Source organism: Flavobacterium sp. AC274 (genome assembly GCF_979258275.1).
Map to the genome: position 1 here is coordinate 3,709,682 of NZ_OZ409852.1, position 24,483 is coordinate 3,734,164.

Genomic DNA, 24,483 nt, shown 5'->3' on the forward strand with positions numbered 1-24,483 from the left:
AAATTTGTATCAGAAATCAAAACAAATAAATAATCATTAATTCTAAAACGAAAAAAAGATGAGCACATTTACAGTAAAAGACGGAACAGAGATTTATTACAAAGATTGGGGAAATGGACAACCAATTGTTTTTCACCATGGCTGGCCTTTATCAAGCGATGATTGGGATGCCCAAATGATGTTTTTCCTTAAACAGGGATATCGCGTAATTGCACACGATCGCCGCGGACATGGCCGTTCTGGTCAAAGTTCTGAAGGAAACAATATGGAAACATACGCATCTGATATCGCTGAATTGACCGCAGCTCTTGATTTAAAAAATGCTATTCACGTTGGTCACTCAACCGGTGGCGGTGAAGTAATAAGATATGCTGCAAAATACGGAAAAGAACGTGTTGCAAAAGCAGTAATAATTAGTGCCGTAACACCAATAATGATACAATCTGAAACAAATCCGGAAGGTGTTCCATTGTCTGTTTTTGATGAAATAAGACAAGGCACAGGATTTAACAGAGCGCAATATTTTTATGATTTTCCGATACCTTTTTACGGCTGGAACCGCGAAGGAAAACAGGTTCAGGAAGGTATTAAACACAATTGGTGGCGTCAGGGAATGATGGGTTCTGTATTGGCACATTATGAAGGCATAAAAGCTTTCTCTGAATCAGATTTTACAGAAGATCTTAAAAGCTTAGATATTCCTGTTTTGGTTTTGCACGGAGAAGACGATCAGATCGTGCCTTTTAATCAGGCACCAAGAGCGGCTAAACTTTTGAAAAACGGAAAACTAATTTCGTATCCGGGATTTCCTCACGGTATGCCAACTACAGAAGCAGAAACCATTAATAAGGATATTCTTGAATTTATCAAATTATAAGAAATCATAATATAAACCGAGTATAGAAGCCTTCAAAATCAACTGATTTGAAGGCTTTTACTTTTTGCTTAAATTAATAAAATTCTGGTTTATCGAAAAAATTTTGAAATCAAATCCATATGGAATATATTAAGAAATTGTAAATTTTCTAATTTTATTCTGCTTCTTTTTATTCTTTTATTCTATATTTGTTGTTTAACTTTACGACCTCTTCCTTAAACAAAATTATAATTTCGGGTTTTGCCCGCTTTTTTTTCTAAAATTTATTTTTAGTTACAGGCAGTTTAATATAATAAAAATGAAGAAAGATTTAAGGATATTATTGGTCGATGATCATAGCGTAGTTCGACACGGAGTTTCAGTATTATTGAAAAAAGCTTTCGACGGCGTAACTGTAACGCATGCTGATAGTTTTGAAGATTTACTCACTAAATTGAGTGAAAAACAGGATTTACTTTTTCTGGATATAAACCTTCCAGGAGGAAACAGCACCAAAATGGTTGAAGAAATCAGATCCAGCCACCCAAATTTGTTGATAATGATGTTTTCGGCTTATGACGAGTCCCGTTATGCCTTACGTTACATACATGCAGGTGCAAATGGTTTTTTAAATAAATACAGCAAAGACGAAGAGATTATTAAAGCCGTAAAATCGCTTCTTGAAACCGGAAAATACGTAAGTGATGTCGTTAAGGAAATAATCCTGGAGAATGCTTTATTAAAAAAACCAATCAACCCTTTAGAAAAACTATCCGACAGAGAAATTGAAGTGGCCGAACTTTTGGTAAACGGAGACGGAAACCTGGAAATTTCGAATAAATTAAACATTCAAATGTCTACCGTAAGTACTTTTAAAACGCGAATTTTTGATAAACTCGGCATCAATAATATCGTAAAACTGATTGAAATTTTGAATGTGTATAAAAATTAATTTTTCTTTTAATTTTAAACATAATTACTTCCCCCTTTTTTCCTTTTCCAAAATCTGAAAATTCAGTGTTTTTTCAGTTTAGTCTCTCAAATTTTTTCTCGAAAAAATCTTACTTCTTCCTTCATTTTTATTTTTGAAGTTTCTTCTGTTTGTACTGTATTCACGGTGTTTTCTTACCAAATGTTTTGAAATTTTTCTCACTTCAAAAGAAATTATTACTACTTAACTTATAGAATAAAATCCTGGAACGATTGTAGAATTAATTCTACAGCATGTTTAAAATTTTGCTACAAATTTCTAAGCATTTAAAGGTGACTTTTGCACGCTCTTTTATTTTAAAAATATACTAAACTATTTTATTAAAAAGTAAAACAGAGTGAGCATTATAGTTGCTCGATATTATATAATTAGGGCAGTTCCAAACCAAACCAAAAACTATTTATATATAATTATCGAATTAATAAACCGTAAGTAATAAAATTACGTATTTGATTGAAAATACAAAAGCGCTTAAAAATTAATACTAAGAATTCGTATGCAAAATAAATACTTTTTGAAAGCTTACTTTTTACTTTTTATTCTTTTCATTTCTTTTGGGGCAATTGCTCAGGATAGCCGCTATGCAGGAATTGAAATTGGAAGTAAGGGAATCAAAATTTCGATAATCGATGTAAATAATATTAAAAAAGGAGACTACGATATATTGGGATACTGGACAGAAAATGTTGGTATTGCCCGAAGCATCGCCATTGATGGCAATCTTGCTATAGAGGACATAGAAAGGGCCGGATCTGTGGTTTTGGAAAATCTTCTGAAAATTAAAAGTAAATACGGTGTTACTGATGAAAATATTTATGTTGTAGCTTCTTCCGGAGTTGCACTCGCCGCTAATAAGCAAACCTTAATTGATAAAATAAAAGCAGTAACGAACAAAGATCTTGATTTTATTACTGCCGAGACAGAAGGCAAAATGCTTTTAAAAGGTTCTATTCCTCCCTCTGATTATCAGGATGCTATTGTTCTGGATATAGGCGGAGGTAATACAAAAGGCGGATATGTCGATGTACTTAACGGCAACAAATTTGAGTTTTTTCCTTTAAAATTAGATTACGGTACTATCACTCTTACAGAAGCAATTAATAAAACGATTGTAATTCCGAGAGAAACAAATGACATGCAGGTATACAAAGAAAAATCATTTGAATACTCGCCTGTTTTGAGAGAAAAATTAGGGAAATGCTTAAAACTAAACCAATATCACTTCAAAAAAAGAAGATATACCTGTCTGGAGGAGCAATTTGGGCATTTGTAACTTTATACTACAATACTAATAGCGACGATCATTTTCTGCCGTTAAAAATGGAAGACATTGTAAATTATGATGCTATTTTGAAAAACAACTTTGTTAAGTACGAAAATTTAGCCAAAACCAGCAGAGAAGCAGATAAGGTCATAAACACGTACAGCCAGAAACATTTAATTTCAGGAAACAATATTTTAATTGCCTGCCTGGAAAGTATTCCTGATTTGAAATCAAAGAAAATCTATTTTGCCAAAGAAGGACAAATTGCATGGCTGGTTTCTTATGTTGTAGACCGTTCAAAAAAATAAAAAATAATTTCTAGTCTCATAAAAACAGCTTTCAAAAAATAAATTTAATCTCTGTTTAATTGTCTTCAAACTATTAGACGCTATTAACAAATACAAACAATAATTTAAAACAATTTAATATGTCAGATTTTTTACAACAATTTGGGGATGAAGTTAAAAAAAACATTCCAGGTTATATTGCAGTTGCAGTAACCGAAATTAAAAGTGGTATTTCTTATTTTAGTGACTCTGCTGTTGCTAGTTTCGATCCTGAGTTGGCTTCGGCTTTTAACTTAGAAGTAGTAAAAGCAAAATTAAATGCCATTAGTGCTTTAGGATTAAACCAGGGAATTGATGATATCATGATTTCATTAACAAATCAAATTCACATTATTGATATTTCAGAAAACAACGAATATTTTATTTATTTGGCTGTAGATTCAAGTAAAGCAAATTTAGGAATGACTAAAGCTCTTTTGAATAAATTTAAAAAAGATATTACTGAAAAAATGTAATCGATTTTAAATCAGAAATCTCCATAAAATCGTTTTCTGTTAAAGCTGATTTTTATTTGTTATGTGAAAATCCGGATATAAATCAAAATATAAAAGCTCGTTGAAAGGTAATTTCTACGAGCTTTTTTTATAATGACTGTATAAAAATTTAACCGCAAGGTGCGCAAGGTTTTACGCAATGATCGCTAATTTATTTCTCGCAAAGTCGCAGTCACAAAGTTTTTCTTTTTTTAAGTTTTTCTTTGCGACTCTGAGACTTTGCGAGATTAAATAAAAATAGCTTTGCGAACTTTGCGGTTATTTTTAAACTACTTAGCAGTAGTCGTAAAAAGCGAGTTGACAATTTTCTTCTTGATGGTTTCACTTTCTTTTGTTACAATAAAAACCAAACGGTAAGCCAAAAGAAAACCTACAAATCCTAAACAGGTTAAAAATACCCAATTGACTTTATATCCATAATCAGTTACAATTGTCATACCTGTTTTTGTGCTTAAAATATGGGCAACACTATAACTCATTGTAAAAGCAGCCATAAATTTACCTTCCTGTTTTTTAAGAGATCTGTTTTTTACAAATGAATTTGCAAAAGGGAAAGTAAGCATAATTCCGATAGTCATAAAAACCATCATTGCTATCAGGGCAAAAATGCTGTGTTCGATTAACAAAAACAAGTAACTCACCGCCATAGCCAGTACGCCATACGACACCATTAAAAGTTTATTGATGTTTTTAGATTCTACATAACTTACAATAGAAAGTTCAAAAAGTAATATTAATACACCGTTTAGTGCTAAAAACAAACCACTTTCTACACTTGTAAAATTGAATACTTCCTTGTAATAAAGAGAAAGAGTTGTAAACATTTGAAAAAACAAAATACCTGTTATTAAGGTAACAACCAGATGAATCAAAAAAGGTTTGTCCTGCAAAATCGAATTTCCTTCTTTTAAATATTTGAAACTATTAAGTTTAAAAGGCAATTTTTTCTCTTTTACATAAATAGCAAATAACAAAATACTCAAAATACAGGTTAAGCCGTCAATGTAAAATAAAAAAGTGTAGTCTAAAACAGTGATAATGATTCCGCCAATCAGCGGGCCAAACATAAAACCCAGATTTACCGAAGATCGAATTAACGATAAGGCTTTTGTTCTTTCGTTTTTGGTCGCATAAGTATCCAGTGAAACCAACATTGCCGGTCGATACATATCTGAAACTGTGGTTAGTAACAAAACCCCGAAGCAAAAACTGTAAAAAGTTGTTAAAAACTGAAGCAAAATAAAGATAAGTCCGCTTGTGAATAAGCTAAAAACCATGACTTTATAAAAACCAATTTTATCAGATAATTTACCGCTAATCCAGGTTCCGATAAAAGAACCTACACCAAAAAACACCATCACCCATCCGATCTGACCGTAGGTAAAATGAAGTTGTTCCATCATGTATTTAGAAAGAAACGGTACAACCATCGCACCTATTCTGTTAATAAAAGTTGTAATGGCTAAAACTTTAACCTCTACAGAAAACTGACTGAAATTTTTTAAATAATTCTTAAGTAATGTTGTAATCATAAAATATAGGTTTGGGTAATAAGTAATAATAGATTTTATAGGCAGGCTATTTCAGGAAAACTCTTTTATTGTTCATACGATAATTTCATTTCGTAATAATAATAGTTAGAGATAAAATTTTTCCGGACAAAACCAAAACTCTCATAAAGCTGGTGTGCAGCATAATTTTCAGTGTCCGTATTTAAGGAAATATGATCAACTTTTGTTTTTTTAGCATAATCAATACATTTCATTATAATTTCTTTACCAATATATTTTCTTCTAAAATCTGGTTTGACATATAAATATGAAATATGCCAATTGTATTTTATTTTAGAAAGTGGGTTTACTTTATAATAAAGTACTATAAATGCTACAGGAATATCATCTTCTTTTTTGACAAAAACTTTAGCTTTATTCCGGTCTAATTTATACTTAATAAATAGCACGGCATTTTCTAAATTTAACAGTTTTTCATCTATTAATTTTGACTCAAAAATGATGTCTTTTACGGACTCAAAATTATTGGAATCTATTTCTAAAATCTCATGCAAATTCACCATAACAAAAGTTTAAGAAAAATCTAGCAAAAACCCTCATTTACAATGAATTATTAAGTAATTTATCTTGTATTTTTAAAGCCATAAATGTACTTTTTTTTAATGGAAAAATCATCATTTTTTAACCTAAAATAGCATGTTTTTTTCAGAATATTTTGCCTGTTTTTTTCAGAAGATTTTGTGTGTTTTTTAATCGTAAGAAAATGGAAATAAAAGGCAAAAAAAACGTCTCAAATTCTATTTTTGAGACGTTTTTCTAAGAGTTTATTTTTTCTCTTCATTGTTCAGTTTATCATCTAATTCAGGTTCTTCTTTACCTTTAAATTTTTTAGTGTCAACATCATAATTTTCATCGTTTGTCAGAACTTCATCATGTTCTTTATATTGATGTTTTCTGGTGTCACTTCGATTGTCAAATCCACTTTTATCAGAGTGATTTGAATTTTGATTATTCGTTTTCATATCTCGTAAATTTTAATTTTCCTAAAATTACTTGATATAGAGTTATTTATCTTTATACAATCCTTGCTAAAACTTATAAAAATAGCACTAAAAATAAAGACGAAACCAATCTTTTAATTGCCTAATTTTGAATCGGAAGAAAAACAAACATCAAATTCAAAATCGAAATTGGTGAATAATAAACATGTCATTCTTACAATTTCACACAAAAAATATTTTCATATAAATGGTTACTGATTATAAAAAAATTGATTTGTTTGGAAAAACCCTAATGCAAAAAGTTGCAATAAAAACGCCATTTCAATTTGATTTTCCTGTTTCAGATTACGCTTGTTTTTTATTTTCTCTTGAAGGTGATATTCAATTTCATGTAGATGAAGAACAAATTGATATCCCCAGAAATTATTCGGTACTTTTAAATTGCTTAAATACAGGAAAAAAGATAACCAATTCAAATTCAAACAGTTCCAATGAAATTGTTGTTATTAGTTTTCATTCTGATATTTTAAAAAAAATCTATGATCGGGAACTTCCTTTCCTGCTTCAAAAACCAAAAAATAACGTTACAAATCAGTCAAACGAAAAAATAAATAATGACTTTTTGATTCGGAAATATATTGAAGGACTTTTATTTTATTTCGAAAATCCATCTTTGGTAAATGATGAAATTCTGATTTTAAAATTAAAGGAAATCATACTTTTATTATCGCAGACGCAAAATGCAGAAACGATACAGGTAATATTGTCCCAGCTTTTTTCGCCAACTATTTATACTTTTAAACAAATTATAGAAGCCAATTTATTTTTGCAGGTTAGTATTGAAGATTTGGCACAGAAAACCAATCTTAGTATTTCTTCCTTTAAAAGAGAGTTTACAAAATTGTACAACGCTTCTCCGGCCAATTATATCAAGACAAAAAGGCTTGAAAATGCAGCCGAACTTCTTTCGTTTTCTGATAAACGCATAACCGATATTGCTTTTGATTGCGGTTTTAATGATCTGGCGAATTTCACCAAAAGTTTTCACGACAAATACAAAATGACACCTACAAATTATCGATTGAATTTAAATAACAAGCAATAGACAAAAGTTTATTTCAGTTGAACCGAATTGCCAAATAATTGAACTTTTTTACAAAATCATTCCACTTTTTGTATTGCAAATTTGCATTGTCAATAATGACATAGAATTTTTAAATATAATTAAGATGGGACTATCAAATTTAGGGATTTTTCACACCCTTATTGGTGTTGCTGCAATTGTGGCCGCACTTATATCATTCATAAAATATGGCAAAATAGATTTAAGCAAACTTACGGGAAAGATCTATTTTTATACCACTTTGATTACTTCATTAACTGCTTTGGGTTTATCAAAACATGGTGGTTTTAACCCGGGTCATGTTTTGTCGTTACTTGTTGTAATTTTAATTTTGGCGGCCTATTTTCTTTATTCCCGAAAAAAGGAAAGCGGCAGAGCACGCTATTTTGAAAACTTCGCCCTTTCTTTTAGTTTTTTACTGTCTATGCTGCCTACGGTCAATGAAACGTTTACCCGTATTCCGGTTGGGCATCCTTTGGCAAAAGACATCAATGATCCTTTGATAGGTAAAACATTACTACTTCTTTTGATATTATTTATTGCAGGATCTGTCTATCAATTTATTATTCAAAAGAAAACGAATAAAGCCATTACCAAATTATAATCATCTCATAAACTGTAAATTATATAATTACATAGTATAATAACTGTAAAATACAGCAGGGCATCTTTCCTAATTTTATAAAAGGAAAAAGAAGTTCTCTTATCCGTAAACTGTAACTACAAATAATTTAAAAAATTATATTATGAATTTAGATGAATTAGAAAACAACCGTCAGGACGACCAGAATTTTCAAGATGATAAAATAAATAAGGGAATGGAAATTGAATCTCCTTCAACAGATCATTCCATAACAGAATATGCAGAGCCGGATTACGGAAATGATTTAAGTACCGAAGAAATAAATCAAGAGAATCCTCAGGAATTTGATAACGAAGAACCTGAAGAGGAATTTGATGATGAAACGCCAGATGAATTAGATGAAGACGATGAGGAATTTACCGATCCTAATCGAAACGAATAACGTAAAACCGTCTGTAAATCAGGCGGTTTTTTTTGTGACTGTTTCTGTTTTCTTCGAAAATTCCCCAGCACTTTTGTACTGGTAATCTTTTGCTTAAATTTGCCAACTGCCAACGTCGTAAAAAAATAAACTTATAGATTATTTTTTCTAATAAAAGGCAGTAAAATCAAGTGAAAAAAGAGGACGTGGATAAAATCGAAAATGAAGAAAGAAGCTGGACTTTTTGTCCGGAATGTCAGGGACGAGGCAAAAAAAGTCAAAGACTTAGTAAAAAAGTACGACTACTTTATCAAACAGCACTAGAGCAATTTGAAAAAACAAACGGTCAAGGAACTGCTCCTATTCGTCCTAAAGCGCATTTATATACCTGTTTAAATTGTTCGGGATCCGGATTGCTTTCTTCTGTTACTCCTCCGGTTGCAGATAAAGAAAACTATCCTCATGTTGCTATTATTGGCGGCGGAATTGGCGGCGTTGCTCTGGCTGTAGCCTGCCTGCACCGGGGAATTCCTTTTACGCTTTATGAGCGCGACAGCAACTTCAATGCCCGATCTCAGGGTTACGGACTTACATTACAACAAGCTAGTAAAGCAATTGAAGGATTGGGTATTTTCTCGTTGAAAGATGGCGTGATTTCTACAAAACATCTGGTTCACACTACAGAAGGAAAAGTAATTGGCGAATGGGGAATTAGAAAATGGATAGATCCAGATGCAAAAACGGCTCCCAAACGCACCAATATTCATATTGCACGACAATCTTTGCGTTTGGCGCTACTGGAGCAATTAGGCGGACATGATGCTGTACATTGGGGACATCAATTAATAAATTTTAAAGAATCCAGTGATAAAAGCGTTGAGCTTAATTTTCAGGTAGATGGCGAAATAAAAACCGCCAAAGCAGATCTTGTAGTTGGAGCCGATGGAATTCGAAGTTCTGTTCGCAGGTTATTGATTGGCGAAGATGGTACTCCTTTGCGTTATCTTGGTTGTATTGTAATATTGGGGATTTGCCCTTTAAGTTCTCTAAAAGGTGTAAACAGTTCTTTATTAGACTCTGCTACGGTATTTCAGACCGCTAATGGAAATGAGCGAATTTACATCATGCCTTATACAGCAGATTCTGTGATGTGGCAGCTTAGTTTTCCAATGACAGAAGATGAGGCTAAGGCTTTAAGCGATCAGGGGCCTCAGGCACTTAAGGAAGAAGCCTGCCGCAGAACGCAATGGCACGACCCTATTCCGCAAATTATGACGGCAACATTAGCAGAACAGATTTCCGGTTATCCTGTGTATGACAGGGAATTACTCAAAAAGGAATTATTAGAAAAAGGGGAACAAATAACGTTAATTGGAGATGCCGCTCACCCAATGAGTCCATTTAAAGGGCAAGGTGCAAATCAGGCGTTGCTGGATGCACTTACATTGGCTCGGGGAATCTCAAAAGGATGTAATCCCAGGTCTCAATGGCGAAAAGTGGGAATAAGAAAAAGTGTTTTAAATGAATTTGAATCGGCCATGTTAGAACGAAGTGCTACTAAAGTAAAAGATTCTGCCGAAGCCGCTCAATTTCTCCATTCTGAAATTGTACTTTATGAAGGCGATGAACCTAGAGGACGCTGTTTAAAGAAAAAAACAGTGAAGAATAGTTACTAATTTCTGATCTTTGTAATTGATTATTAAATGTTTGATTAAAATAAACGTAACAAATAATAGACAAGCGATGAAATTTAACTATGCCGATTTTGAAGTAGTAAAGAATATTGCCCTGACATTTCCTAATACCGAAGAAAGTGTTTCGCATGAAGGAACTCCATCTGTAAAAGTACGGGGAAAATTAATGTGCCGACTTCATGACAGCGGAGAATTTATTCCGATAAGGCTTGATTTTGACATACGCGATAAGTATTTAGACAGTCATCCTGAAATTTTTCACTTACCGGATCATTTTAAAGCTTATCCTTACATCTGCATGTGGATACACAACTACAACAGAAAATTGCTGACTGAAATACTTGAATTGAGCTGGAAAGGACTTTCTACAAAAAAACAAGTGAAAGAATATGAGGAAAGAAATAAGTAATGAAGCAATCCTTTATAAGCTCTTCTTACTAGTTCACAAAATAAAAAAATCCTATTTCATAAGAAACAGGATTTTGATTTTATGTTCAATTCCATCTTAATGGTAAGCTGAAAACTATATATATCGGTTGATAATATTTTCGAAAAGTTCTTGTTTTCCGCTCTGCAATTCGAGTTCACCATTTTCAATGGCAATATCGTACAAATCTTTAAAATTTAATTTTCCTTCTTCAAATTCTTTTCCTTTTCCGCTGTCAAAAGAACTGTAACGCTGTTGTCGTAAACTCTCATAAGGAGAAGATGTTATAATTTTATCTGCAGCAAGCAAAGCTCTGGCAAAAACATCGGCTCCGCCAATATGTGCCAGGAAAATATCTTCTACATCTGTTGAATTCCTTCTTATTTTAGCATCAAAATTTACTCCGCCACCCTGCAGACCGCCTGCTTTTAAGAAAACCAGCATAGCTTCTGTAACTTCTTGTATATTATTTGGAAATTGTGCTGTGTCCCAACCATTTTGGTAATCTCCCCTATTGGCATCAATACTGCCCAACATACCTGACATTGCTGCTACCTGCAACTCATGCTGAAAAGTATGTTGTGCCAATGTTGCATGGTTGACTTCGACATTTATTTTGAAATCTTTATCCAGACCATATTCTCGTAAAAAACCAATTGCAGTTGCACAGTCAAAATCATATTGATGCTTAGAAGGCTCCATTGGTTTTGGCTCGATTAAAAAGTTTCCTTTAAAACCCTGTTGTCTCGCATAATCTCTTGCTTTGGATAAAAATTCTCCCATATGATCCAGTTCGCGTTTCATATCGGTATTAAGTAAACTTAGATATCCTTCACGTGCTCCCCAAAAAACATAATTTTCACCATCTAAAGCAATTGTAGCATCCAGAGCTAATTTTACCTGAGCAGCTGCTCTTGCAACAACCTTAAAATCAGGATTTGTTGCGGCTCCGTTCATGTATCGCGGATTAGAAGAGCAATTGGCTGTTCCCCATAAAACTTTGATTCCGGAAGCTGCTTTCTTTTCTTTTAAATAATCAGTCATTGTTAGTAATCGCAACTCTGATTGTGTGAAATTTTGTCCTTCCTGTACCAAATCATAATCGTGAAAACAGAAATAATCAAAACCCATTTTACTTATAAATTCAAATGCTGCATCTGCCCTGTTCTTTGCCGCCTGAATGGGTTCTCTGAATTCATTCCACGAAAAATTGTGAGTGGCCTGCCCAAAAAGATCTGCGCCGTTTCCTCCAAAGCTATGCCAATACGCAACTGCAAATTTAAAATGTTCCCGCATTGTTTTGCCTGCCACAATTTGCTCTGGATTATAATATCTAAATGCCAAAGGATTATCTGAATCCTTTCCTTCAAAATTAATTTGGCCAATTCCTTTGTAATATTCTTTGTCCCCTAAAACTATCATCTCCCGTCTCTTTTATAATTTTAAAACAATTTATCGTAATAATTGGGCAAATGTATAGTCAAAATGACTATTTGATAAGCCAAAATTCTTTCAAAAATTTAACTTTAACACATATTTGCTGGTATTTCGCTTTAATAATTCAATCGGATATCAAAATTACATCACTTCATTATTCTGTTTTATAAACCGAAAACCCCTTTTACCAATTTAGTAAAAGGGGGTTCTTTTTAATCTAAAACCTAATATGTTGATTAATTCTTAATGAATTTCTGTGTGTATTTTGCTTTGTCTGTTACGATATTGATGATGTACATTCCTTTTACAAAATCACTTACGTCAATTTGGTTATTGCTAGCTTTTGTCATGATTGATTTTCCTGAAATGTCATAAACTGTTACGCTCAAAACTTCATCTTCTGTTATAATATTCAGAATATCAGAAACGGGATTTGGATAAATGCCTAATTCCAATTTTTTAAAATCACCGATTCCTAAATTAATTGTCGAATTAACTTTTATCGATTTTTCAACTATTTTACCATTAGAATTGAAACTTATTACAACTGTTGTTTCTCCGGAAATTTTAGGTGTCAATAGTAACTCATCGCTTGTATTTATTTCTGCTGAAACAATAGCTGTGTTACTATTCGATTTTACTGTTTTTACAATAGCTTCAGACAAATTATCTGCATCTGAAACAACTGTTTTTAAATTAATTATTGTCGGGTCACTTATTGAAACTTCTGAAGGTAAAGCAGTACTCACGATTGGTGCATCATTATCAGGAAAAACCGCTACGGCAGGAAACCAATAATAATCATCCAAAGTTTTAGTGTTGATTAAACTTCCTGTAATATCAAAAGTATGAATCCAGTTTTTTTGAAAATGTGCTCCAAATCCGTTTTCTGTTGTATTTAAAATTAACTGACCAGAAACCGGATCAATACGCAATGCTGCACCATAAGGAATTTGCTTGTAAGTTGCTGTTTGCCCCGGAATTGACGCGAAATTTTCATTGAATGTTTTTTCCGTTACGTCAAATTTCACGATTTGTGTTCCCGAAGTAAAACCATTAATAGAATTAATCCAATACAAAGCATTTTGCTGGTTGCTGTAAGTAAAACTTCCTGCATTCCATACTCCCCAGGCTCCTATATATTTAGTGGTTGGAATTGTATATGGCGTTGTTGTAAAAGTCAGCTCATCAATATTGATTAATTTTTGATCCTGAATTCCCCAAATGCTTCCGTCTTTGACCTGAGCAATAGAATGAAAGGAACCCGAAATTGTTTTTATTACTGCGTTAGTATTTGGATCGATTACTAAAATTCCTGTATTTTGCTTTACGGCAAAGGTATATTGAGAAGTACGAATCATAATTCCTATCTGTCCACCACCTGTACCTGTTATCAAACTTCCTACTTTCATGTTGGCAATATCAAACAGATAAATTCCATTTGATGCACCAATATAGCCTGTTGTTTCATTAACCCCCACAAAAGAACGTCCGTCACCGCCAATAACATCAAATCCGGCAATTTTTTTCATCGTTTTTGCATCGGCAACAACCAACCTTCCTCCTGGAGTATAATTAGTATCTCCGGCATCTTTGGCTTGTTTTGAAATGAAATAAAATTTATCTCCATAAATTGTTCCATACTGGGTTGTTGCACCAAAAGCCTGGCTATTATTAGCACTACTATAAACCCTGTAATTAACAGTACCATCATTATTTATAAAATTTACAGATCCGTTGGTATGACCAAACCACTCCTCGTTGACCATAAAAAATCCGTTGGTATAATCTGTTGATGTTACTTGTGCGTTTGTAAGAAATGCAAAAAACAACATTAGTAAAAAGTAGTTTTTCTTCATATTATATTTAATTTAAAATTCTATTAATTAAGGTATAAATCATAAGCTCCGGCGACTTCTGTAGAAACTTCTCCCAGCCAGCCAGCTTCCTGATTAACTGCTGTATAAACTTTGATGAAATCTATACCAGGAAGTTTTACATAATTTCCGTTTTTATCTACAGCCCAGGAAATGTCGATATTAGAGGCTTCATCGTTATTTGGGGCATTATCTGCATAGCCAAAATCAAGAGATTTGCCCATCCAATCATTTTCCGTACCGCTTTGCTCGTAAAAATTGTCTTCGATTTTTGTCCCTTTAAGGCTATATGATACATCAGAAATCCATAATGGATAATAACTTTGATTGTGAAATGTATTTTGTGTTTTGTATCCGGAGTTGCCTAAATTATCCTGCCATTTGATATACTCTACATCGGCTTGCCAAAATTCACCTCCGGCAACAGGAGCTTTATTAGCGTCTGTTTTAAAGTAGGTTATGGTATAATTTTTTACAGTTGTATTTTTAAAATATTCACTTCCTGCTATTTCGTACCATTCGTTTTCATCGGGTTTTCCGTTTTTATTTTTGTCGTAGGCGACTAAAATAATTCCGGGTTCGCAAGATCCTGAACGGGTTTCGCTGGCATCATTTCCCCAAAAAGCATTTCCTAAAATCTTAAAATCACGACCATTCATATTCGGAATCGTATGATCGAAACCAAATACAACATAACCACCAAAACCGCCTAGTGAAATCATGGTAGAATTTGACCCGACAAGTGATTTTTTTGCTGCGCTGATAAGATTGCTTTCTGTATTTCCGGTCACATATTCCGGAATTTCGTTTGTAAACTGACCTATTGCCGGACGAAAATCAAATACATTGGATATGTATTTGCTATAATTTCCTGTCTCTTTTGTGACATTAATAATAGATTGATATGTTTTTACAACTCCGTTTGTTTCTACTTTTAAAGTCAGCGGATAATTTTTTAAATACGGACTGATAAAATCCAGCTCTGCATTCTGAGAAATTACAGAGTCATTGATACTCCACGTAAATTGTGAGTTTTCGGGCAAGTCTGTAATAATATTCAGAACTTTAAAACGGTCTATTGTATATGATTCTTTAAGTATTTCTGTCGGATTTTCATTTCCTAAATCTTCTTCTCTATCAGTTCCACACGCTGTAAATCCAAGTAAGAGAATCAACAGCAGCGCGATTTTTATCATTTTAAAATGAATTTTTCCATTTTCATAAAATTTAGAATTACTATTCTCCTTCATAATTTTGGTACACTAGTTTTAGTAGATGTAAGGGCAATTTTTTTAATATTTTTTTGATGTGTTGTATTATAAAAAAAGTCTCCATTTCAAAATTTGAAATGGGACTTTTTATTTATTCCTGATGCTTAAAAATGTAGACCGATCATAAAACGAATCTGTTAAAACAAACTGCTTAAATTAATCTACACGTTTTACAGAAAGCTTGTCTAAACAGAAATAAGCCGCTGTATTCATTCCGTAAAGAGGATCTGAATCTGTTGAAGCCATTTGAAAAACAAGGTATTGAACGTCTCCTAAAGCCTGAAGTTTGCTGGCTGCAACAGTAATCCAACCAGTAGGCATAACCAAAGATGATCCTGTATAATCTGCCAGACTCTGAGTTACCGGATTTGTAATTACTCCATTTTCATCAACACCATAAATCAATAATTCAAAATGATCTCCGGAAGCAAAAGGCTGAGCAAATCCATCGCCATACAAACAGCCGTAATAGGGCCATGGATGCATATTGATTTTTAAACCTTCAACAGTATATATTCCTGTATTTCCAATTTTAATCCAGTTAGAAAAACCGCTTTCGCTAAAGGTGCTTCCTTCAGGGTTTTGAGGATCTAAATAACTCGACCAATAAGCTACAATATAAGGATCTCCCGAAGTTCCCGGTGTTCCCGGTGCAGTTGAAGAAGAAGTTCCAAAACCGCTTCCTGCCATAGTTCCCCATTGATGAGGCACCCAGCCATCTGATCCGCCCGAACCTGAACCAGAGCCATAATTTGTAATATCATTTACATTTGATACAATAAAACCATCCCAATAATTATAACCCGAAGATGTCGCAGTGTGCGAAAATGTAAAAATATCTACACTTAGGTTCGTGTTAGAAACATAAGTGTTTTGCCAGTACTTTCCTCCTGTTGTTGTAATACCGCTGCTTAATAAAGCACTAGTAAGATTAAGAGTCGTCGTGGTTCCTATTGAAGGATCTGTAACAGCGATTTTTGCTGTTTTTGATGACGTTTTTACTGCCGAATTACTTTCGCTGCCTAAAACATCATCGTCGCTACTACAGGACGAAAATCCCAACATCAAACCGAATGTCAAAAAATAAACTACTTTTTTCATGATTTATAAAATTTATGGATTAATATTCATTCTTAATTATCTCAAATTCAACAGTATTAATAATTACTTCTTTGGAAAATTTAAATCCGATACTTCCTGAAAAACGCTCGTTAATAAATCTGCAGCTCCCAATGTTGTAAATGTTGGCACATATACTTTTACAAAATCAACTCCCGGTAAATGCACTTTTTTTCCATCCTTATCAACTGCCCAGCTGATGTCTATTGATGGATCTTTAATACCACCGTAACCCCATTCAAAAGTTCCAACGTTATAAGCTGTACCGGCACCATCACTTACATCTTTTACCGGTATAGCTACTTTTGTTCCTTTTAAAGTATAAGTATCTGCTGCCCATACCGGATAATAATTAACTCGTCTGCGATTATTGGTTTTCGTAATTGTACCAGATCCGTTTTGGTTGTCTGTCCACGGAAGATAGGATGTATCATACTGCCAGGTTGCTGTTCCGGTTACCGGGCTCGCCGTGGCATCAGGTTTATGATAAGTTAATTCGTAATTTTTAACTGTTGTAGCTTTATAATATTCGCTTCCTGCTATTTCATACCATTCGTTTTCATCAGCAATTCCGTTTTTATTTGCATCATAAGCTACGGCTATACTTACGGGAGAATATTTAATCGAAGTAGTTCCTGTTGCCATCTGAACAGTAAAATCACGTTTATCATAAGCGTTAACAACTGTGTGGTCAAACGCTGTAATAATATATCCTCCAAATGTTCCCAAATAAACAGAACCGCCTTCTTTTATAGTTGCCTGAGTTTGCTGAAAAGCTTCTTCTTTTGTAGTGTAACTCGCTACACTAAAGCTTGGTGCTGGTAAAAAATCTACAAGTGTTAATGCTTTTGCTGTATATGATTTTCCGGTTTCTGAAACCGTAACTTTAGTGGAAGCCTGCTTTACAATTTTGTCTACTGTTACCGTAAGATCTAACACATAATCACCTGCTTTTGGTGTAATAAATAATAAAGTTTTGCTGTCGCCGATGACAGAATCTTTTGCAACACCATCTTTATCAGAAACTTTTACTGACCATTGGTATTTGGCAGTTTTTCCGTCACCATTTTCGATTACTACTTCCGGAGTTATTTCTGTAACATTATATTGTTCTATTGCAAAATCTGAAGCTAATTTTATAGTAATTGTTGGGTCTTTAACAGGTTCTTCAATAACTTCTTCCGGCTTTGGATCGTCATTGCTGCACGCGTAAAAACAAACAAAAGCGATTAGAAATAAACTATACTTTAAATACTTTTTCATGGTCTTACTTATTTGCTTTTTTAGATTGTATTTTTTTAATATATGAAGGTCTCCTGCTCCTGCAAATACAGTCGCCATTGAAGATTGCTGCTGGCAAAGTCCCATTGGTTCACTCACACAGTTAACTACTTTAATAAAATTGATTCCCGGAAGATTGGCTTTATTTCCGTCTTTATCTACTGCCCAGTCAATATCAATATTCGGGTTAATTGCATTTGCATATCCCCATTCCGGAGGAGTAGAATTCCACAAAGTAGTCTGACCTGCACGTGCGGTTTCAAAATCTACATCTAGTTTCAGGCCTTCATAAGTAACTGTAGTTTGTGTTGCCCATAAAGGGTAAAATTCCTTTTTAGCTCTTGGTCTAGCCAAATAGTAGGTTTCTTCCTGATTGTTTTCGCAAAAAACATGTTCATAATCTAAGAAAAGAGCACTCGATGTTACCAAAGGTTCTCCTGCAGCTTTTTTATGGTAGGTAACTTTAAAATTCTTAATTGTATTGGCTTTCGAGTGCTGGCTTCCAATAATTTCATACCATTCGTCTGCATCGGGTTTTCCGTTTTTATTTTTATCATAAGCCACATAAATCAATCCCGGTGCCGGCGGATTTGCTTTAGATGATGTTGGATTTGATACATCTCCTCCATATATTCTAAAATCTTCGGTTCCTGCCACATTAACAACAGTATGGTCAAAACCAACAATTATAGAACCTCCAAAACCTCCCAAATCTAATGGGTAACCTACACTGGTTTCGTTGATTCTGCCCAAAGCCGTTTTCATTACGTCTTCTTTAGAATTGCCATCTTTATACAAATCGTTGGCGAACATGCCTGGTGCGGGATCAAAATCAAAAATGCTTGTTATGTAAGGATTGTAATTTGAAGTTTCGTTTGTAACGGTTACAGTTGTCGTTTTGCTTCCTTTTTTTCTGCCGCTGTAACATTCAGAGTAAATTCATAAGAACCTGCATAAATCGCTGTGAATCTTAAATCTTTTGAGTTTCCAACAATAGAATCTGTTACTTGGTTAACAGGATTTTTTGTCATGATCCACTCGTATTTAGCAGTACTTCCGGCATCAGAAGCTGCAATATCTAAAACCGTAAATGTTGGAATTTCATATTTTTCCTGAAGCGTAATTTCAATTACATTGGCATTTTCATCCGGTTTATCGTTATCACTGCTGCATCCGATAAACGCAAATGCGAAGACAAGCAATAAAAAATGGGTAACATTTTTTTCATAATTTCTGATATAATAATTTTGGTTCTGATACTGTTTGATTTATCGTGTAGGGATATTTTCTCCTAAAAGATGAAGATCCGTTGCACCCATTATTTCTGTTGAAGTTTCTCCCAGCCATCCCGCTTGTTGGTTAAGACCGTTGTAAACTTTTACGAAGTCAATTCCGGGAAGTTCTGCTTTCTTTCCGCTTTTATCTATGGCCCAGTTAATGTCTATTCCTGAATCATCATCGGCATTTGGTGCGTTATCTGCGTAACCGTATAAAAAAGCATACTGAACAAAATAACTTCCGGTTCCGCTTTCATCTACAGCATTATCGGGTAATCGCGTTCCTTTAAAAGTGATTGTTTCCTGATCTTTAAGCCATTTCGGCCAATAATCCAATGAATGATTGTAAGCATTGTTTTGTGCCAAATAACCATTCTTACCCTGATTATCTGTCCAATAAATGTATTCCATATCTGTAAAAAGTACGGTTCCGGTTCCGCCTCCCGGAACAGGTGTTTTGTTTGGATCCGGTCTGTGATAGGTTAATTCATAATTATGAATTGTTTTAGCCATTTTATGTCCGCCACCTTCAATTTCAAACCATTCATCATCCGGAAGTCCGTTTTTATTTTTGTCGTAAGAAACCATAATAACGCCCGCTTCACTGCTTCCGCCACGTAATTCTGCATTCAGATTCGGATTGGCATCTGCCCAAAAAGCATTGCCCAGAACTCTAAAATCACGCTTTCCTTTAAGGTTTACAATTGTGTGATCAAACCCAAAAACAATAAAACCGCCAAATGCGCCAAGCGAAATAAGATCTCCGTTTTTCTTTGCCAGATACGAATTGGCTCTGCTTAATATTCTCTCCGTCGTGTCGCCATCATTTGCCACAGGAAGATCATTGACAAATTGTCCCGGAGCCGGTTTAAATTCGAATACTTTTGCGATGTAGTTTTTTAATTCTTTAGCTTCTGCACTTACAAAAACCTTAACTGTTTCTGTTTTTGTATTTCCTTTGTCATTGATGGTAACTATAAATTCATAAGTCCCAACTTCTGTTGCTGCAAATAATGCTTCTTTTGAGCTATTATTAGTCAAAGAGTAATTTTCTGAAGAAACATTTACTGCCGTCCAACTGTAAGTAGCATCTGCGCCAACACTTACTTTTGAACTTAAAGACACTATCGCAAAACGCGATGCATTATATTCATTGTTTTCAACTTGTTCTTTATCTGGCTGTGTGTTATCGCTGTCAGAACAATTGGTTAAGATTACTGTTGCAAAGAAAAAAGCAGTAATAACTTTAAATGTTTTAAAGATCTGTAATACATGTTTCTGGTTTTATTTTTTGGTTATAAAAGCGATATGTGCGGGAATATTTCCTGCTGTAGTTTTCCATTTTAATTTTCCTTCGGGGGTAAAACAGTAGATATATCCTGTTACTACATAATTTTGGGCATCGGTGATGTAGATTTCTTTGGTTTCGGGATTTACCTGGAGTCCATAGGGAATCATGATTTGCTTATCTGTGCCATCGGTAATAATTTTATCGGTAATAATTTTCTTGGTTTTGGTGTCTAATATCCCGTAAGTAATTTTGTTGCTATTGGTGAGGTAACTCCACTGAACGCTGTAGAAATAAAGTAAATCGTCGACAAGGCACATTCCTAAAACCGGAAGATCCAACTGCATTTTTTTCTCATCGATCTGGGTATCTATTACAAAAAGATTGGATGGCGTATTGTAATAATCCCCTCTTGAACTCACATAAATATCTCCTCTGCTGTCTATTTGCATACCGTAGAGATTAATACCTACGTCTATTTTCTTTATTTCGGTAAAAGTTTCAAGATCGATTACAGAAACTGTTCTGTCGTAGTTAGGAACTCTATAGCCTCCGGAATTAGCAACATAAAGTTTACCGTTATGCACCACCATTTGTTCGGGCTGGTATCCTACTGTAACTTTTCTTTTAATTTCTAATGATGTGGTATCAATTTCGGCAACAAAACCAATTTCTGCATTAGGGTCAATAGCAACTGGACCTGAATAGGAACTCACGTATGCTTTATCTTTATAAAAAGTTACATAACGGCAATTGGGAATATCAATTTTCCTGATGCGTTTTGCCGTCCATTTATCTATGACTTCTACTTTATTAGAAACATTTATTACCGCGTAAACCTTGTTGCCATAAATTTGAATATCATTTCCAACATCGCCTAATTCTTTTACGACTGTCGGGTTGCGTTCTGAGTAAATATCGGTTGTATAGTTTCCTGTTCTGTAATTAAAAACATCTATACTTGCCCGGTTCATTCCCATATTTCCCTCGTTTAGAAGATAAAAACCTTCTATATTGCCATCACTTCTGGGTGCAGCAACACTTACATCCGAAGATGGAAAAATGGTTTCTTCTTCTCTACACGAAACAAAAGCAAGGGCTATAAATAAAGGGAGTACTAATTTTGCGGTTATCTTTTTCATAGCTCAATACTGATTATAAATTTTAGTGTACGACCCGGCATCGGATAATTGTAAATCACTTCATATTGCTGATTGAGTGCATTATTGAGTTCTACCGTTCCTTTTAATTTGTAATTATGAATTGCAAATGCTTTTTGTACCGATAGATCATGTGTGTACCAAGGCTGTACTTCGTTGATTCTGATGTTGTTTACATTGCCATTATATCGCTTTCCGACGTAGATAAAACTATAGTTGAAATTCCACGATTCATAATTGGCATTTAGTATTCCAGACCCGCTATGCCAGGGTGTGTACGGAATCTGATCGCCGTAAGAAGACAATTCCAAGCCTCCAAATTTGGTATAATCGCGACTTTCAGAATACGTATAAGTTAGATTTGCAACAAGGTTCAATTTATTAATATGCATCCCCATATTAATAACAGATTCTATTCCGTGGCCTTTTACCTGCCCCATGTTGGTCATCATCCATCGGAACAAATTTCCTGTTGGAGCGGCGATTATTTTGTCTTTTGTATTGGTGTAATATCCATCGACCTGAATAGAAAATTTGTCAAAAAAGCTTTCCTTAACAGGTAAATTATAAGTAAACCCAACATCATACTGGTTCATATATTCAGGTCTTAAAGTACTTGAACCAACCATTGTATAATATAAATCATTAAAAGTGGGCATTCTGAAAATGCGTTTTGCAAATGCTCTAAGATTAAAATCGTAAGCTGCAAAAGGTGTATATCCGAGAAATAATGCCGGAGTAAACTCTGTTTTATCAGGCGCTTTTGCATTGTATCGAACCTCTTCATGCACGTGTGTACCAACAACGCTTCCTAAAGCTTTAAATTTGCCTACCCTGTAAGAACTTGCGAGAGAAAACAATGCTGTATAACGCTGTGGATAAGAAAACAAAGTTTTAATTCCTTTTCTGGTTGCATTTAATCTGTTGTATTGAAAATCTGTAGAAAGCGAAATATCCCAGGTTGGCAAAATACTGTACATATTTACGGCCGAGAAGTAATATTCCTGCTGGTAATAACTATCGTCTGACTGCGCTCCTTCGGTTACGGTTTCACCAAGCACATTTGTAGTATCTCTGGCCACGTAATGTGTATAATCGTAGGCATATTTTGCCTTTGCCTGAAATTTATATTTATTGGTAAAGTCTTTTATAAATGTTCCTTGCGAGAAAAAATTCTTGTCGTATTGCCTAAAACCGTCTGAGAATTTATTTTCGACAATAGCGCCGGGAGCTCCTCTGTCAGAATCATAATAATATACTTTTGCATCCCACGAACCATTTTTTATTTTTCCATAAAGACCGGATTCAAATCTTAGTGCTTCTATATCGCTGTTGTGTCGGGTTGCAGTGGTGTCATAAGCCACAGTTCCGTCCAGATTATTTCTTTTGTACCTGAATTTATATTGCCCATTCGATTTTATGTATTCAGAACTTACACTCAGGCTAACTTTGTCACTCAACTTTTGTTCCCATCTAAAAGACGGATCAAAATAATTGATAGACATTGTTTTGAAACGCACTAATACATTTGTTTTTTTAGCCTCTAAAAAAACAGGTCTTTTTGTTCTTAAATAAATAGTTGAAGCGGCCGCAAAGTCTTTTGCAGACTGAAATATTTCACTTTTTTGCCCGTTATACATGGTTAGGGATTCCATGTCGTCTAGCGAGTATTTTCCCAGATCTGTAACTCCGTTTTGGGCATTGCCTAATTGAATCCCATCGTAAAAAACACCCACATGATGTGTACCCATGTTGCGTACATCAACGGTTTTTAGTCCGCCAAGACCGCCATAATCTTTAATTTGAGTTCCGGCAAAATAACGAAGTGCATCTGCAACATTATGACTGGCGAGATTTTCAAGCAATACTCCCGAAAGGTTTTGTACAGGAATTACTTCCTGATAGGGTTTTCCTTTTAAAATTACTTCTTTTAAAACGCGCAAGCTATCATTAGATACTTGAGAATGAAGTACAACAGGAGATAACAGAACAATGAATAAAAGTATTTTTTTTGTATTATACATCACTTATTTAATTAAATAAACTTCGGGATGTAATAATCAAAAAAGCAATAAGAAAGAATCCCGCCATAAAATGACAGGTCCGTTTATTGTTGTTCAACTTTATTCCACGAAAGTCTTAAACTATGTGATTGTGGCAGGTCTCCTGACTTGTTCCATCTTTAAACAGCCTTCTCATCCCGAGATCGGGACAATGGCATTGGTAACGTTTAAAGACTTATACAGAACTTACAGTAGCGGGTCTGTTCAGGATTTACACCTGATTCCCTTTTAACTATTTTTTTCTAAGAAAAATAGACCAAAATCTGGCGCAAAGATATAACTATCTTTATAAAAATAAGTATGAATGTATTAATTTACATTTTGTCCTACATATTGGCAAAACTGAATATTTTATCAAGTTCGATAATTGAAGTGCCTTTAGGCAGCACTGTTGGTGCCTTTGCTAATTTCTTGGCCAGCAAATCAGTTGGCAGGGGTTTGAACTTTTTAAATAAGCCAATTGAGTTAACTGCTTTTAATATTTTTGCCATGGCATATTCTCCAAAACGATCAGAATTTGCCCTTAAAAGCAATCCTGGCCTAAAAATAATATACTGTTGGAAATTGAGCTCTGCAATGCTGTCTTCGAGTTCTCCTTTTATCTTCGAATAAAAAACTTTACTCTTTGAAGTAGCTCCGTAAGCAGATAACAAAACAAAAGAGGAAACGCCATTTTCTCTGGCTAATTTTGCAAATGTTGCAGGAATATCAAAATCTATTTTCTTTTGATTTTCCTTTGATCCTGCTGCTTTGAGCGTCGTTCCTAAACACGAAAAAATGACATCGCCTACAATCAAATCTTTATAATTGTCTATGTTGGAGAAATCAACAATTTCTTCTACGAGTTTTGGATGCTTTTTACCTGTTGCTCTTCTTACAAAAATGGTAACAGATTCGTAATTTTTATCTGCCAAAAGTTCATCAACCAGAAATTCTCCCGTTGAGCCTGTTGCACCAATAACTAATGCTTTCATAATTTTAATTTTTTAAATAATAAT

At 34.2% G+C, this 24,483-nt stretch carries 23 protein-coding genes and 1 riboswitch; of the genes, 10 read left to right on the plus strand and 13 right to left on the minus strand.

Features of this window, described 5'->3' with window-relative positions; all coding sequences use genetic code 11:
• Window positions 1-58: 58 nt before the first annotated feature.
• The 5 genes from ACZZZT_RS16615 (at window position 59) to ACZZZT_RS16635 (ending at window position 3,913) form a co-directional block, all read left to right on the plus strand.
• Window positions 59-877, plus strand: a complete 819-nt coding sequence (locus tag ACZZZT_RS16615) for an alpha/beta fold hydrolase (protein WP_463461209.1) — start codon at window positions 59-61, stop codon at window positions 875-877.
• A 298-nt stretch (window positions 878-1,175) separates the two neighbouring features.
• Window positions 1,176-1,808 (plus strand): response regulator transcription factor, encoded by a 633-nt coding sequence (locus tag ACZZZT_RS16620; protein WP_042567182.1) that lies wholly within the window; start codon window positions 1,176-1,178, stop codon window positions 1,806-1,808.
• Window positions 1,809-2,343: 535 nt separating this feature from the next.
• Entirely contained in the window at window positions 2,344-3,120 is a 777-nt protein-coding gene (locus ACZZZT_RS16625) for a Ppx/GppA phosphatase family protein (RefSeq protein ID WP_463461210.1), read from the plus strand.
• 47 nt (window positions 3,121-3,167) lie between these two features.
• Complete coding sequence (locus ACZZZT_RS16630; protein ID WP_463461211.1) at window positions 3,168-3,419, plus strand: hypothetical protein; 252 nt, start codon at window positions 3,168-3,170, stop codon at window positions 3,417-3,419.
• A 119-nt stretch (window positions 3,420-3,538) separates the two neighbouring features.
• A complete protein-coding gene (locus ACZZZT_RS16635; protein WP_463461212.1) occupies window positions 3,539-3,913 on the plus strand; it encodes a hypothetical protein in 375 nt (124 codons plus the stop codon).
• 308 nt (window positions 3,914-4,221) lie between these two features.
• Here the strand turns inward: ACZZZT_RS16635 and ACZZZT_RS16640 are convergent, their stop codons facing one another.
• From ACZZZT_RS16640 to ACZZZT_RS16650, 3 genes are all read right to left on the minus strand, one after another.
• Window positions 4,222-5,484, minus strand: coding sequence for an MFS transporter (locus tag ACZZZT_RS16640; RefSeq protein WP_302095867.1), 1,263 nt, complete (start codon window positions 5,482-5,484; stop codon window positions 4,222-4,224).
• Window positions 5,485-5,549: 65 nt separating this feature from the next.
• Complete coding sequence (locus ACZZZT_RS16645) at window positions 5,550-6,026, minus strand: GNAT family N-acetyltransferase (RefSeq protein ID WP_073394010.1); 477 nt, start codon at window positions 6,024-6,026, stop codon at window positions 5,550-5,552.
• 261 nt (window positions 6,027-6,287) lie between these two features.
• On the minus strand, window positions 6,288-6,485 hold the full coding sequence (locus ACZZZT_RS16650) for a hypothetical protein (RefSeq protein ID WP_042563478.1): 198 nt from the start codon (window positions 6,483-6,485) through the stop codon (window positions 6,288-6,290).
• Between the two features lie 226 nt (window positions 6,486-6,711).
• On the opposite strand from ACZZZT_RS16650, the gene ACZZZT_RS16655 reads away from it, so the two are divergent.
• The 5 genes from ACZZZT_RS16655 to ACZZZT_RS16675 all read left to right on the plus strand — a co-directional run bounded on the left by ACZZZT_RS16655 (window position 6,712) and on the right by ACZZZT_RS16675 (window position 10,694).
• The gene (locus tag ACZZZT_RS16655) at window positions 6,712-7,569 is read left to right on the plus strand and encodes a helix-turn-helix domain-containing protein (protein ID WP_463461213.1); all 858 of its coding nucleotides are present in this window, start codon (window positions 6,712-6,714) and stop codon (window positions 7,567-7,569) included.
• 124 nt (window positions 7,570-7,693) lie between these two features.
• Entirely contained in the window at window positions 7,694-8,191 is a 498-nt protein-coding gene (locus tag ACZZZT_RS16660; RefSeq protein ID WP_463461214.1) for a hypothetical protein, read from the plus strand.
• Between the two features lie 142 nt (window positions 8,192-8,333).
• The gene (locus ACZZZT_RS16665) at window positions 8,334-8,612 is read left to right on the plus strand and encodes a hypothetical protein (RefSeq protein ID WP_463461215.1); all 279 of its coding nucleotides are present in this window, start codon (window positions 8,334-8,336) and stop codon (window positions 8,610-8,612) included.
• Between the two features lie 185 nt (window positions 8,613-8,797).
• A complete protein-coding gene (locus ACZZZT_RS16670) occupies window positions 8,798-10,267 on the plus strand; it encodes an FAD-dependent oxidoreductase (RefSeq protein ID WP_463462452.1) in 1,470 nt (489 codons plus the stop codon).
• Between the two features lie 67 nt (window positions 10,268-10,334).
• Window positions 10,335-10,694, plus strand: a complete 360-nt coding sequence (locus tag ACZZZT_RS16675) for a hypothetical protein (RefSeq protein WP_463461216.1) — start codon at window positions 10,335-10,337, stop codon at window positions 10,692-10,694.
• Window positions 10,695-10,808: 114 nt separating this feature from the next.
• Here ACZZZT_RS16675 and xylA read toward each other — a convergent pair whose 3' ends face one another.
• The 10 genes from xylA to ACZZZT_RS16725 all read right to left on the minus strand — a co-directional run bounded on the left by xylA (window position 10,809) and on the right by ACZZZT_RS16725 (window position 24,459).
• Window positions 10,809-12,134 carry a xylose isomerase gene (xylA, locus tag ACZZZT_RS16680; protein ID WP_302095861.1) on the minus strand — a complete coding sequence of 442 codons (1,326 nt, stop codon included), beginning with the start codon at window positions 12,132-12,134 and terminating at the stop codon, window positions 10,809-10,811.
• Window positions 12,135-12,385: 251 nt separating this feature from the next.
• A complete protein-coding gene (locus ACZZZT_RS16685; protein ID WP_463461217.1) occupies window positions 12,386-14,008 on the minus strand; it encodes a DUF5074 domain-containing protein in 1,623 nt (540 codons plus the stop codon).
• A 23-nt stretch (window positions 14,009-14,031) separates the two neighbouring features.
• On the minus strand, window positions 14,032-15,276 hold the full coding sequence (locus ACZZZT_RS16690) for a cell surface protein (RefSeq protein ID WP_463461218.1): 1,245 nt from the start codon (window positions 15,274-15,276) through the stop codon (window positions 14,032-14,034).
• Between the two features lie 177 nt (window positions 15,277-15,453).
• The gene (locus ACZZZT_RS16695) at window positions 15,454-16,398 is read right to left on the minus strand and encodes a DUF4465 domain-containing protein (protein ID WP_463461219.1); all 945 of its coding nucleotides are present in this window, start codon (window positions 16,396-16,398) and stop codon (window positions 15,454-15,456) included.
• Between the two features lie 63 nt (window positions 16,399-16,461).
• Window positions 16,462-18,510: a hypothetical protein gene (locus ACZZZT_RS16700; RefSeq protein ID WP_463461220.1), complete on the minus strand. Its 2,049-nt coding sequence runs from the start codon at window positions 18,508-18,510 to the stop codon at window positions 16,462-16,464.
• Between the two features lie 71 nt (window positions 18,511-18,581).
• Complete coding sequence (locus ACZZZT_RS16705) at window positions 18,582-18,899, minus strand: PKD domain-containing protein (protein ID WP_463461221.1); 318 nt, start codon at window positions 18,897-18,899, stop codon at window positions 18,582-18,584.
• A 66-nt stretch (window positions 18,900-18,965) separates the two neighbouring features.
• Window positions 18,966-20,099 carry a PKD domain-containing protein gene (locus ACZZZT_RS16710; RefSeq protein WP_463461222.1) on the minus strand — a complete coding sequence of 378 codons (1,134 nt, stop codon included), beginning with the start codon at window positions 20,097-20,099 and terminating at the stop codon, window positions 18,966-18,968.
• Window positions 20,100-20,258: 159 nt separating this feature from the next.
• On the minus strand, window positions 20,259-21,404 hold the full coding sequence (locus tag ACZZZT_RS16715; protein WP_463461223.1) for a DUF5074 domain-containing protein: 1,146 nt from the start codon (window positions 21,402-21,404) through the stop codon (window positions 20,259-20,261).
• Window positions 21,401-23,446 (minus strand): TonB-dependent receptor, encoded by a 2,046-nt coding sequence (locus ACZZZT_RS16720; protein ID WP_463461224.1) that lies wholly within the window; start codon window positions 23,444-23,446, stop codon window positions 21,401-21,403. The genes ACZZZT_RS16715 and ACZZZT_RS16720 overlap by 4 nt, the downstream gene beginning before the upstream one ends.
• A 115-nt stretch (window positions 23,447-23,561) precedes the next feature.
• Window positions 23,562-23,761: riboswitch (cobalamin riboswitch) on the minus strand.
• A 50-nt stretch (window positions 23,762-23,811) separates the two neighbouring features.
• On the minus strand, window positions 23,812-24,459 hold the full coding sequence (locus tag ACZZZT_RS16725) for an NAD(P)H-binding protein (RefSeq protein ID WP_463461225.1): 648 nt from the start codon (window positions 24,457-24,459) through the stop codon (window positions 23,812-23,814).
• Window positions 24,460-24,483: the final 24 nt, after the last annotated feature.

What these genes read in the sequence shown, in the direction of transcription:
- ACZZZT_RS16615 (WP_463461209.1), top strand. Translation starts at nt 59, where the DNA reads ATGAGCACATTTACAGTAAAAGACGGAACAGAGATTTATTACAAAGAT.
- ACZZZT_RS16620 (WP_042567182.1), top strand. Translation starts at nt 1,176, where the DNA reads ATGAAGAAAGATTTAAGGATATTATTGGTCGATGATCATAGCGTAGTT.
- ACZZZT_RS16625 (WP_463461210.1), top strand. Translation starts at nt 2,344, where the DNA reads ATGCAAAATAAATACTTTTTGAAAGCTTACTTTTTACTTTTTATTCTT.
- ACZZZT_RS16630 (WP_463461211.1), top strand. Translation starts at nt 3,168, where the DNA reads ATGGAAGACATTGTAAATTATGATGCTATTTTGAAAAACAACTTTGTT.
- ACZZZT_RS16635 (WP_463461212.1), top strand. Translation starts at nt 3,539, where the DNA reads ATGTCAGATTTTTTACAACAATTTGGGGATGAAGTTAAAAAAAACATT.
- ACZZZT_RS16640 (WP_302095867.1), bottom strand. Translation starts at nt 5,484, where the DNA reads ATGATTACAACATTACTTAAGAATTATTTAAAAAATTTCAGTCAGTTT.
- ACZZZT_RS16645 (WP_073394010.1), bottom strand. Translation starts at nt 6,026, where the DNA reads ATGGTGAATTTGCATGAGATTTTAGAAATAGATTCCAATAATTTTGAG.
- ACZZZT_RS16650 (WP_042563478.1), bottom strand. Translation starts at nt 6,485, where the DNA reads ATGAAAACGAATAATCAAAATTCAAATCACTCTGATAAAAGTGGATTT.
- ACZZZT_RS16655 (WP_463461213.1), top strand. Translation starts at nt 6,712, where the DNA reads ATGGTTACTGATTATAAAAAAATTGATTTGTTTGGAAAAACCCTAATG.
- ACZZZT_RS16660 (WP_463461214.1), top strand. Translation starts at nt 7,694, where the DNA reads ATGGGACTATCAAATTTAGGGATTTTTCACACCCTTATTGGTGTTGCT.
- ACZZZT_RS16665 (WP_463461215.1), top strand. Translation starts at nt 8,334, where the DNA reads ATGAATTTAGATGAATTAGAAAACAACCGTCAGGACGACCAGAATTTT.
- ACZZZT_RS16675 (WP_463461216.1), top strand. Translation starts at nt 10,335, where the DNA reads ATGAAATTTAACTATGCCGATTTTGAAGTAGTAAAGAATATTGCCCTG.
- xylA (WP_302095861.1), bottom strand. Translation starts at nt 12,134, where the DNA reads ATGATAGTTTTAGGGGACAAAGAATATTACAAAGGAATTGGCCAAATT.
- ACZZZT_RS16685 (WP_463461217.1), bottom strand. Translation starts at nt 14,008, where the DNA reads ATGAAGAAAAACTACTTTTTACTAATGTTGTTTTTTGCATTTCTTACA.
- ACZZZT_RS16690 (WP_463461218.1), bottom strand. Translation starts at nt 15,276, where the DNA reads ATGAAGGAGAATAGTAATTCTAAATTTTATGAAAATGGAAAAATTCAT.
- ACZZZT_RS16695 (WP_463461219.1), bottom strand. Translation starts at nt 16,398, where the DNA reads ATGAAAAAAGTAGTTTATTTTTTGACATTCGGTTTGATGTTGGGATTT.
- ACZZZT_RS16700 (WP_463461220.1), bottom strand. Translation starts at nt 18,510, where the DNA reads ATGTTCGCCAACGATTTGTATAAAGATGGCAATTCTAAAGAAGACGTA.
- ACZZZT_RS16715 (WP_463461223.1), bottom strand. Translation starts at nt 21,404, where the DNA reads ATGAAAAAGATAACCGCAAAATTAGTACTCCCTTTATTTATAGCCCTT.
- ACZZZT_RS16720 (WP_463461224.1), bottom strand. Translation starts at nt 23,446, where the DNA reads ATGTATAATACAAAAAAAATACTTTTATTCATTGTTCTGTTATCTCCT.
- ACZZZT_RS16725 (WP_463461225.1), bottom strand. Translation starts at nt 24,459, where the DNA reads ATGAAAGCATTAGTTATTGGTGCAACAGGCTCAACGGGAGAATTTCTG.